This window comes from Nostoc sp. UCD121 (assembly GCF_014222285.1).
Classification (GTDB): domain Bacteria; phylum Cyanobacteriota; class Cyanobacteriia; order Cyanobacteriales; family Nostocaceae; genus Nostoc.
This window is the reverse complement of record NZ_JACKZS010000250.1, coordinates 1-10,135: the sequence shown is the minus strand read 5'-3', so window position 1 is coordinate 10,135 and position 10,135 is coordinate 1. Positions and strand designations below refer to the sequence as shown.

Annotated in this window: 10 protein-coding genes and 1 pseudogene; all 11 read left to right on the top strand. The window is 43.4% G+C overall.

The window, feature by feature from the left end; all coding sequences use genetic code 11:
• Positions 1-111 precede the first annotated feature (111 nt).
• Entirely contained in the window at positions 112-666 is a 555-nt protein-coding gene (locus GNF10_RS38115; RefSeq protein WP_260446069.1) for a hypothetical protein, read from the top strand.
• Between the two features lie 30 nt (positions 667-696).
• Entirely contained in the window at positions 697-1,755 is a 1,059-nt protein-coding gene (locus GNF10_RS31875; protein WP_185586870.1) for a hypothetical protein, read from the top strand.
• On the top strand, positions 1,752-2,471 hold the full coding sequence (locus GNF10_RS31870) for a hypothetical protein (protein ID WP_185586872.1): 720 nt from the start codon (positions 1,752-1,754) through the stop codon (positions 2,469-2,471). The genes GNF10_RS31875 and GNF10_RS31870 overlap by 4 nt, the downstream gene beginning before the upstream one ends.
• Positions 2,468-3,889, top strand: coding sequence for a hypothetical protein (locus GNF10_RS31865; protein ID WP_185586874.1), 1,422 nt, complete (start codon positions 2,468-2,470; stop codon positions 3,887-3,889). The genes GNF10_RS31870 and GNF10_RS31865 overlap by 4 nt, the downstream gene beginning before the upstream one ends.
• 32 nt (positions 3,890-3,921) lie before the next feature.
• On the top strand, positions 3,922-4,545 hold the full coding sequence (locus GNF10_RS31860; RefSeq protein WP_185586876.1) for a hypothetical protein: 624 nt from the start codon (positions 3,922-3,924) through the stop codon (positions 4,543-4,545).
• 16 nt (positions 4,546-4,561) lie between these two features.
• Positions 4,562-4,732, top strand: coding sequence for a hypothetical protein (locus GNF10_RS31855; RefSeq protein ID WP_185592514.1), 171 nt, complete (start codon positions 4,562-4,564; stop codon positions 4,730-4,732).
• A 66-nt stretch (positions 4,733-4,798) separates the two neighbouring features.
• Positions 4,799-6,001 carry a hypothetical protein gene (locus GNF10_RS31850; protein WP_185586878.1) on the top strand — a complete coding sequence of 401 codons (1,203 nt, stop codon included), beginning with the start codon at positions 4,799-4,801 and terminating at the stop codon, positions 5,999-6,001.
• On the top strand, positions 5,998-7,761 hold the full coding sequence (locus tag GNF10_RS31845) for a type IV secretory system conjugative DNA transfer family protein (protein ID WP_185586880.1): 1,764 nt from the start codon (positions 5,998-6,000) through the stop codon (positions 7,759-7,761). Before GNF10_RS31850 ends, GNF10_RS31845 begins: the two co-directional genes overlap by 4 nt.
• 51 nt (positions 7,762-7,812) lie before the next feature.
• Positions 7,813-8,229, top strand: coding sequence for a hypothetical protein (locus GNF10_RS31840; RefSeq protein ID WP_185586882.1), 417 nt, complete (start codon positions 7,813-7,815; stop codon positions 8,227-8,229).
• Positions 8,222-9,469, top strand: a complete 1,248-nt coding sequence (locus tag GNF10_RS31835; protein WP_185586884.1) for a hypothetical protein — start codon at positions 8,222-8,224, stop codon at positions 9,467-9,469. The genes GNF10_RS31840 and GNF10_RS31835 overlap by 8 nt, the downstream gene beginning before the upstream one ends.
• A gap of 197 nt (positions 9,470-9,666) precedes the next feature.
• Positions 9,667-10,135 (top strand): annotated as a pseudogene (locus GNF10_RS38110) (hypothetical protein); the annotation flags it as partial.

Genomic DNA, 10,135 nt, shown 5'->3' with positions numbered 1-10,135 from the left:
GCAGGTAATATCTGTCTCTTCTTATAACTTTATTTTAGAAGCTCTTTTCTATGCAGCTTCATATTAAATTGGTATTACATCAGTAATTATCAGAAAGAATTTACTAAAAGTTTGGGCAAGTTAGAAGCTGAATTAACCCAGGCAATTGAATCTAGTGTTGGTGATTTGGGTATTCCTGATCCCCTAAAAGCTGGTAAGAATATTGAGAAAGTCATTGAGAAACAAGAAGGCAATTTGCTGATATTAGATCCGCGCATTCAAGCCGACAATGCTATCAAGGATTGGAACCAGCAATATACACGCGGTCAGTCAGAATCAGTACTAGGAGTTGAGGGTCAACGAGTGCAATCGCAAGAGGCAGCAATAACTAATGATGCCACTGCTCAATCAAGCGAAAATGCTGCCGCCGCTCAACAGGATGTTATTACCCAAGACATTCTTAAAAAGGTCGCTATTCAAAACTTGCAAAATGTTGTGATTGCCAAGTCTATCCACTCAGAGGCACAAAAGCAATCCCGTTCCTTGGCTGTTGCAAATATTAACCTTGCCGATATTTCAAACAGGCTTGATGAGCAAGCTGCGGCGAAGGATCAGGAATCTAACGCCGCTACTCGCCAGATAATTCAATCTGCTGCCGCTAACGATTCATTCTGGAAGAATCAATAATCGAGTCACAATAACGTTACGATAACTCAAATGATAACGTTCTTAGTTATTCTTTTTGCCCAAACGACAGGGCAAAAAGCTGGAGAAGATACGGGGACTACGAATTCAGGCGAAATAGTCGAAGGCGCTATCTCAGGCGCAGATCTAATCTATAAATCGTTTGAGAATGATTGGCTAGAATTAGCATCTGGAACAAGCCCAATTTATACGGCTGTCGTCGCCGTTTCTACTCTCGCGGCTGTTGTGATGATTGGCTTTGCATCATTTGGTTGGTACAGGAAGTATGCAGAAGAAGGGTTTGGTTATGATTTCATAGCCGAGATGGTTTTGCCATTAGTAGTAATTGTAATGCTTAGTAATAATGGGTTCCTCTTAGCAAACACAACAGTCGCATTAAAAAACGTATCGACCGGACTAAACAGGAGTATTTTAAATATTACGAGAAATGGGGTCAATTTGAGAGATGCTATACGGAATGTAAACGCTGACCAAAGCTTTGTCTTAGCCGCGCAGATAGCCTTAGCTAAGTGCGAAAAGCTCAACAACGAAAAGAAGGAAGGTGAAGAATTGAGCGAGAAACAAGCTTGTATCAAACAGGCTGTGGAGAATACACGAAAAGACGCGCAGAAAGCTAGAGAAAAGACTGGCGCGGGTTCTGGAGTCGGAAGTTGGAACCCCTTAGACCTTAGTGGCGAACTAATCAATAGCGCAATCCAAGGTTTTGTTTATGTCATTCTCAGTGGGGTATCGGCAGCTTTTCAGTACATCGTCCAACTGTCATTCTTAATGATTGCATTCGCCGCCCCAATCTTCCTAGTTCTATCTTTATTGCCCTTCCAAAGCAAGCCTATTTACGCTTGGCTATCTGGCTGGTTAGGGCTGACATTGGTTCTCATTTCCTACTCGATAACAGTAGGTATTATTGCTAGCGCGATAGTCTCCAAACCTTCTAGCAATCCTTTATTATTGCAACTTTTGCAAGCTATTTTCTCACCATTACTTGCAGTAGCCATAGGCACTGGTGGCGGAATGGCTGTATTCTCAGCTTTCACTAGTGGGGTTAAATTCTCGGTGGGGTTAAGGAGATGAAATTATTAGAGAGAAAAGAATTAAATTTTACCCCAATATTCTTAATAGTCAATGCGGTTTTATTAATGCTTTTATTATTAATAGAAGTCGTTAATTTTGCTCGGATAGCAACGTTTTCTAAAACGAAAGCTTCGACCTTGGTAGAATTGTCTGATGGCGAATCCATCAGAGTTGTTCCTATAGGTAGCCTTGAGCGATCGCCGCAAGCTATTACATATTTTATCGGGCAAACAATGACCGGGCTTTTGAGTTGGAATGCTCTACCAAAGCCAACCGATGATTACAAGATAGACCCCACCAAACAATTAAAGTTGGATACTGGGGTATCAACATCAAAAGGCAAGATTACTACTAGTGTATGGGCTTCAGGTTTTGCGTTGTCAGAAGATTTTCGCGCACCATTCCTTGAGGAGATAAGTAATCTTACGCCGCCCGATGTCTTTAATGGGTCTACGCAATCAATCCTAAAAGTTAGCCTAATCAGTCAGCCGACTCGCATTAAGGATGGGCAATGGAAAGTAGATATGGTTGCAGAGATTGTTGTTTTCCAAGGCAGCAATTTAGTCGGCAAGCCCATCGCTTTCAACAAAACCATATTCGTCAGGGCGATTGATACGGCTGCCCTGCCTAGATTTGCGTCCGATGTTCAGGAAACCGCCTCTCGTGTTCGTAAAGCGGGGTTGGAAATTTACAAAATCCAAGATTTAGATTTATGAGTCAGAACACCCAGTCAGCTTTGTCAGAGGCAACTATTGAGATAGAAGAGCAAGATTTTGCTGCGATGAACGGTGCTAAAACTTCTCACGCTAATGATTCAATTCAAGCAGAACAGAATCCCGCCCCAGAAGAAATTGTTACTGCTCGAACAGTCTCGCAATCTCCACTCTTAAAAATGGGCGTTATTGCCCTAATTTGCTTTATCTTCGTGGCGCTCATTGGGGCAATGCTAGGCAACTCAATGAATGTGCTGAAGTTTTCTAAGGACATTGTGCAACCCCCTACAGAAGAGCAAACGCCCCTAGCAGAGCCGGAAAATGAGACGGGCAAGGATAAAACAGCGCTTGCCCTGACTAGCCAAAATAACGAGTTAAAGCAGATTCGCGATCGCTTGCCTAGCCCAACGCCTACCCCTAGCGCAACCTTAGCCCCAGCCTCAATTGCACCCGTTACCCCTCCGATGCAACCAGTGCAGCGCCGACAACGTTCTTACCCAGTCGCCAGTCAGCCGACAGCGCCCTTCAGTTTCCCCCAGGCTAGAGTATCTATTCCCCAGCCCCAGCCCAAAATTGCCCAGCCGAGTAGACAATCTCCTTTGGCGTTCCCAACGGCTGCAACCAACGCCCCCACCAAAGACCCCACTCAGCAATGGCTTATCGCTGCAAACGCTGGCAGTTTCAGGAGTTCAGTCGATGAATCAGAAAGCGAGAAACCCATCAAGACTAATGGAATTGAAGGAGGTACGGGAGGAGCTACACAAGTCGCCCAGAACACTACCATTAATTACAAGGCTCTTCGCGTACTCGTTGGCAGCACCGCAGAGGGCAGACTAGAAACGCCGATTGCTTGGGGTACTGGTGACGCTGGCAAGCAGAATTACTTGGTGAAACTAACAAAACCCTTAAAAGCCTCAGATGGTAGCGATGTACTACCCGTGGGCGCTTATCTGGTTGTTCAACTAGCAGAGTCCAATGGTTCGGGTTTCGCCAAACTGCGCGGTGTTTCAGTGTTGGTCAATATAAACGGCGATACGCAAGAAAAGCAACTGCCAGAAAATGCCGTTCTGATAATGGCCAAGGATGGTGGTTTCTTAAAAGCAGAGTCTCGCAGAGGCAGTAATCTGGGCAACAATTTCATCTCTGCTATTGTTGCGGGAGTCGCCAAAGCTGCCGAAGTACAGAATCGCCCCATAACTCAAGTCAGCAGTAACTCTAATGGCTTCTCTACTAGCTCCACTACCAACGATCAAAAAGACCTATCCGCCGCTTTTGGAGAGGGTGCATTTAATAGTGTTCTCGATAATATCAAAAGTTCAAATGTCGCCCGTTCTCAACAGTTAAGTGGTAGAGAAGAAGTATTTGTGATCGATGTTGGTAAGCCAGTGCAAATATTCGTTAATCAAACAATATCGCTCTAGTCACAATAACGTTACGGTAACTGAGGATATAAATGTTAAAGAAAACCACTATTATTGCAGCATTTTTAATCTTAACTAGCGCGGCAAAAGCAACGGCGATACCCATCCGAACGGTTTACGAGAATGATGCAAACTCTAGCGCTATCGAATTAAAAGTATGGAAAGGCTATGGACTAACTATTAATTTAATGTCTACTGGGGAAACTATCAAGCAAGTTTGGATTGGCGATCCAAGTCGCTTCGCTTTTACTTCAAACGGTGGTTTATGCCCGTCATCAGGCGGCGATTCTGAATGCGCGGGAGGTAAAGCGACCGTAATCTTTCTTCGCCAGATTGACCCAATCGATTTTCCTGTGTCCACAAGCGGCGATGGTAGCACTCAAATTACACTACTTACCAGCCAAAAGCAATATCAGTTTAAGATAGTTCCCGCCACAGGCAACCCAGCCTATACAAGCTTGGTAGTTAAATCTGATTCGGATCGCCCATTGCCCATTACCCGTCCGCGAACGCCACTTCCCCTAACAGTTGAAAAACCGCAACCAGCGCCGCCACCACAAACAATAAAAGTCCCTCTGCCTCAGCCTGCCTGTTGCCGTTTTACGCCCCAATCCTGGGACTACGCTAAATGGTGCGATTCAGAGGAACGATGCTAATGCTCTCGCTTTTGGGTTGGCAGAAGCTGGGCGCAAAGGTCAAGTTAAACCCGGATCTACCATCTGGAACAAGGTGCAAGATGCAATTAAATTGTTACGGCGTGGCAAGACAAGAGATGAGGCAATTACGCTTTCTCAGGTCGATAAAACTACTTTTCATCAATTACTTGAATGGGGGCAATTATGAGTAATTTTGTGAAGTTTATTCGCAAAGAATTAGATAAATGCAAGCGACCAACTACTTAAAAAAATAATGAAATCTAAACTCTTTATACTGACTGCTTTCGCCTCCTTGGTTCCCCTTTCTGCCTCAATCGCACAGACACCGACAACTACCCCAACAATTAATTATTCGCAGGGCAAATACAAAACTGCTACCCCCGACTGGTCGAAAATCACATGGGATACTTTGCCAGCCATCCAGCAACCAGGATTTTTAAAGATACCTAAAAACCTGATTTCGACTTTTGGCTACGACCCCTCGCGCTCGTGGACAGCAGGGCAAAAAGTAGACTCTGTTGTGATGTTGGGCGACGCGGATGATGCTTTTAAGATGTCGGGCTTGAGCTTAAAGGCTATTGACACGGTGGCTTTGCCCACTACAGCCACAACCACCAAACCCACCCTCAAAAACTTTGGATTAATGCAATGGCAAACGCCAAAAACATTAGTTAAAGCAATGCCTGAATTAAGCAATTTGAGCCTATCAGAAGTTCCCCCATTAGCCGATCTATTTTCTAAGAATGGCGGGTTTACAGGTGGCACTGTTTCTCAAGCTATAGCTTCAAATCCCCAAGCCGCAGATTTGACGCTAGATAAGATTGACCTAAGTAAGTATTCTCTTAATTCAATTCCTGGATTAGCCAAAACTCAATTAGGGAAATTTAAATCATGGCAGCAAGCCTATGTCAATCAAATTCCTAAATTAAGTCAAGTTCCCTTTGATAAAATGCCTCAGCCCATTAGCTCTGGGATAGACGTTGTGGGTATCGCGTCGGTTGTACTTGGTACGGCCGAAAAAGGCGATGCAAAGGCTGGGAATGGTTACTTTGTATCTGGTAGCGTTGTCAGAGGCGATCGCACCGTTTCGGTTGCCTGTCCTCCTAACAAGGAATGCTCATACTTAGAAATGGGTGATTTTGTCGGTTCTGAAGGTAGCTTGTATGGTAAGCGTTGGGCATCTGGTTCATCCCAACAAGTCAAGGGTGGTTATGGGTTTCTAGCAGCCGTTAACGGTGGGAAGGAACCAACAGGGCGGCTAGTGTATGGTAGTGGGTTCAAAGTGGCGCTAACTGGAGTGAATGAATCCAAGGGGACTGCCAACTTTGGTTTATTCTTTAGGATTTGCGCTCGTCCGCCATTCCAGCAGAAAACTTGTACCCCTTACTTCATTGGGCCAGTTCCCTGGTTGCCCGTGAGTGAGAATGATTTGGTTATCGTGGGGACGGGACGATGACCAAAACCGCAAACACTATTATTAGCCCAAATCAATTTATTCCCCCAGGACTTGAATCGGCGCTATTTTCCCCCGCCGGGTTAGGGGTACTCGCCTGTGGTGCGGTGATTGTAATCGCCAAAATCATCGATAGCAAAGGGGGGAAAGCCAAGTTAGCGACCGCGAGATGGGGCGGCGCGGTGGAGAAAAAAGCCGCTCGTCAACTGGCGATTAAACAAATTACAAGCCGCAAACACAACCGAGTATCGCTGTATGTTGGCACTCCCAAGAATATAAAGAGTGAGGTTATCAATGGAATTAGGAAAACTAGTATCCCTGAAGATTCAAAAACCCTTTATTTTCCAGAGGCACAGCGAGGCATCCTAGTTTGTGGTGGGCCGGGGAGCGGCAAGTCATTTTCAATGGTAAATCCCCTGATCCGCTCCGCAGTAGATCAGGGGCTACCCATCGCCCTTTATGATTTCAAGTACGCACAGCAAGAATCAGCCACAGCAGTTGCCAAGGGGCAAGCGCCAATACTGGCAGGGTATGCGCTCTCTCGCGGTTATCAAGTTACCGTACTTGCCCCAGGCTTTGCAGAATCAGCAGTCGCTAACCCTATCGACTTTCTTCGTAGCAATGAAGATTCCGAAATGGCACGGCAGCTTGCAATTACGCTCAATCGCAACTTTCAATTGGGCGATAAAGATTCTGGAAACAGCTTTTTTACTAATGCTGGGGATCAGCTAGTGCAAGCCGTTTTTATGCTGGCGAAGGGCACAGAGTATCCAGATATCATGATGTGCCAAGCGATACTAGGATTGCCAAAGTTAGTTAAGCGCATTGAGCAAGCCGCCGAACTAAACTTCATGGTCAGAGAGGCTTTTGCTCAGTTTGTATCTGTTGCGGGTTCGCCAGAAACAGCAGCTAGTATTGTCGGCACGGCTAGCGGATTGTTCAGCCGTTTCATGGTTCCCTCGGCCTTGGCTGCTTTCTGTGGAAAAACTAATATCCCCCTAGATTTAAAGGGGAGGCAGATGGTGATTTTCGGAATGAACAAAGAGAAACGCGATGTAATTGCGCCTTTGTTAGTCTCAATCCTCCATCTTCTGATTAGCCGCAACGTCGCCAACAAGCGCACCTCACCTCTAGTATTAGCTGTTGATGAGTTACCCACCCTCTATTTACCCGCGCTCGTTGACTGGCTCAACCAGAACCGCGAGGACGGCTTAATCTCTCTACTGGGCTTGCAAAATCTTTCAATGCTGATTGAATCTTATGGCGAAAACACAACCAACGCCATATTTGGGGGATGCGCTACCAAGGCATTTTTCAATCCACAGGATGATGTCGCCGCCGAGAGGTTTAGTAATTTTTTGGGGGAGGAAGAAATTAAGTATAAGCAGCGATCGCGCTCATCAGGAGGTAAGGGAGGAGCAAGTATTTCCAACTCTGACCAAAATAGTACCCGGAAGCTATTCGACATCAATCAATTTAATACCTTACCAGAGGGAAAAGCAGTAATTATTAGTCCTGGCTTTCGCTCTCGTGGCCAAATAAGTTTACCACTATTACAAAAAATTCACATTCCTCAACATGAAATCGACTCAGAAGCTTCGAGTGTAAGAGCTTGGTACGAGTTTCAAAAGTTCTTATCTAAAAAGTCTACTCTCTTACCTCCAGCAGATGAAGAAATGATTTTTCGCCGCTCCTTGGCTTTAAAATTGTTACCTTTAATAGAAAACCAAGAGCAGTTATCAGAATATGCAAGTCTGATTTAAAGTGAAATTTCCTGCCCTTAATGATCATCATAAATATTCAGGATAAATACCATGTCGTCACGCGATTTTTACTCACTTAATGATTATGACAGACGAGAAATTGCAAAACTTCCACCTCAAATAGCAGCTTTAGCAGATAAATATCCATGTGAGATTGTAAATGTTGTCGATGCTTGGGACGATGAGCCTTTTGGGATTAATTATGTTCCTCAATATGTTGAAATTTATAGCGATGCTGGTGAAAAGGCTAGCTTGTGCATTTTAGACGGGGCTCTCACGGACTATACACCTGCTGATCCAGAAATTAATACCTCAACTGTCCAAGTAATCATTGATGGCAAGTTTGCTTATATCGAAATTGAAGGAAGGGTAATAATCAATCATTTGGGCGGAATAATTCTCCCCAAAATAACTGTCAATCCTTCGGAGTTAATTCAAGTTTTACTAAAGGAATCAAATCATGATTGATGATGGAGATGCCAAAGAAATTAAACGTGACTACTTGGATATTCTAGAAGCGCTACTTAAAAATATTCAGCAAAAAGCAAAATCAAAAGAAATACCGACTAGCAATGATATAAGTATTTATGCTGGTGGTAAGCAGGTCTATAAAGGACTTGTCGGACAATCACCATCTAAAAATTTATTGACTTCCGAACAACTAGAGAATATTAACCTAGCGATAACTGACCCCCAAAATTCTCAAGGTACTATCTCGATAAAGATTGGTAAATCGGAAGTTTTTCGCGTTCAAAATGGACGGATAACTAATGATTTATTAGGTTTAGCTCCCCCATCCCAGAAAAATAAAGTTGTAAGTAATGAGCGAATCTACAGTGTAGAAGCTTTGCAAAAACAAGTGAAAGTTTTACAAAGTAAACTTCAAGCACAGCAAAAACTTGTTGAAAGTATCAAAGAGACGCAACAAACGCCCGAATCGCTGTCAAAATTAATTGACCAAGTTGCTGAAATGAGTAAATCCTTGGAGAAGCAGCAACAGTTGATTGAAAACACCCAAAAAGCATTGTCACAGGTAAATGAACGGTTTTTACCACAAGTTCAAAATACGGTTCTTCAAAATTGGGTGGGTACGGTTGAGAACAAGGTAAAACAAACTGCCAAGAATGTTTTTGAGCGGATTAAAGATGTGCTGACACCCGAAGTAACGAAGGTCAGAAAGGAAATTACTTCACTTAAATCTCAAATAAATGAACAAATTACTAGCTTCAGGGATGAAGTTAAATATCAGACTGACAGTGTAAGAAATCAACTCAATCAACAAGTTGGTAACTTAACTCAAGAGATACGTACACAGGTAGATAGTGTTAAAAACACGGTTGATCAAAGCCTTATGGGTGTCAAGTCAGCTATTGACAATACTCGAACTGAACTACGGGCTGCTGTTGATGATGTTAAAGGTCAAGCAATTGAACAGAGTGTCAAAGCAATGCTGAATATCTTGGGCAAAGATAACCCTGATGGTTCCAAGAGTTTTAAAAGTACAAATTTTGATTTTGAACGCCTTGGCGATAATGTAATCGTTCGTGCCAAAAACGGCGAGGCTGTTCTCACTGATGGAGTTTTATCGCCTAACGTAAGTGAGAAACAGTTACAGGCACTTGATAAAATTCAATCTGTTGTTGATATGCATCATCAAATTCAGCAGGATTCTCAACAAGAATCACAATTTAGAAATATGCACAGGTAAGCCATGATCAAAGGGGAGCAATGCCCGCATTTCTCACAAGCTGCTTTGCGTATAAGTAATAAGTAATGAGTAATAAGTAATAAGTTAAGGATTTTACTCCTTACTCATTACTCCTTGCTCACTACTCATTACTCCTCCATCCGAGGTGTGGTGAGAAATCCGGGAATGGTGTTCCATGATCAAAGGGGAGCGTAAAAATGATACTAATCCTAATCATTGGTTTGTTGTTTGCACTGGGTGGAATGATTTTTCTAGCTTGGCTGTTTGTTTTATTTCCACTTTCAATACCAAAGTCAAAGTATCGCTCCCAAGGTTTTAAGCAATCGCCATTACCACCTAAGAGTACAAAATCGTCTGACATTTCATCTCAAAATTTTGTACGACAAAGCCCAGCATCAACGCAAAAGACTCTCTTAGCTAAAAACTTTAACAAGCCTGTACGACAAAGCTCAGTAGCAACGCAAAAGACTCTCTTAGCTAAAAATTTTAAGAAGCAATTACTACCAAGCCCAGCGCGAACACCAAGGGTTAGATTACCTAAAAAGCTTAAGAAACACTTGAACAATATTGAGTACGCTAGTCAAGTATTATACCAAGTTGCCAAAGATAGTATTGTTACATTCTGTTATATTGAACAGAGCCAAGAAAATCCGACTTCTCCCTTAA

Bases quoted from the DNA above. Each gene is read 5' to 3' on its own strand.
- GNF10_RS31870 (WP_185586872.1), top strand. From the start codon at position 1,752: ATGAAATTATTAGAGAGAAAAGAATTAAATTTTACCCCAATATTCTTA.
- GNF10_RS31845 (WP_185586880.1), top strand. From the start codon at position 5,998: ATGACCAAAACCGCAAACACTATTATTAGCCCAAATCAATTTATTCCC.
- GNF10_RS31860 (WP_185586876.1), top strand. From the start codon at position 3,922: ATGTTAAAGAAAACCACTATTATTGCAGCATTTTTAATCTTAACTAGC.
- GNF10_RS31850 (WP_185586878.1), top strand. From the start codon at position 4,799: ATGAAATCTAAACTCTTTATACTGACTGCTTTCGCCTCCTTGGTTCCC.
- GNF10_RS31865 (WP_185586874.1), top strand. From the start codon at position 2,468: ATGAGTCAGAACACCCAGTCAGCTTTGTCAGAGGCAACTATTGAGATA.
- GNF10_RS31840 (WP_185586882.1), top strand. From the start codon at position 7,813: ATGTCGTCACGCGATTTTTACTCACTTAATGATTATGACAGACGAGAA.
- GNF10_RS31875 (WP_185586870.1), top strand. From the start codon at position 697: ATGATAACGTTCTTAGTTATTCTTTTTGCCCAAACGACAGGGCAAAAA.
- GNF10_RS31835 (WP_185586884.1), top strand. From the start codon at position 8,222: ATGATTGATGATGGAGATGCCAAAGAAATTAAACGTGACTACTTGGAT.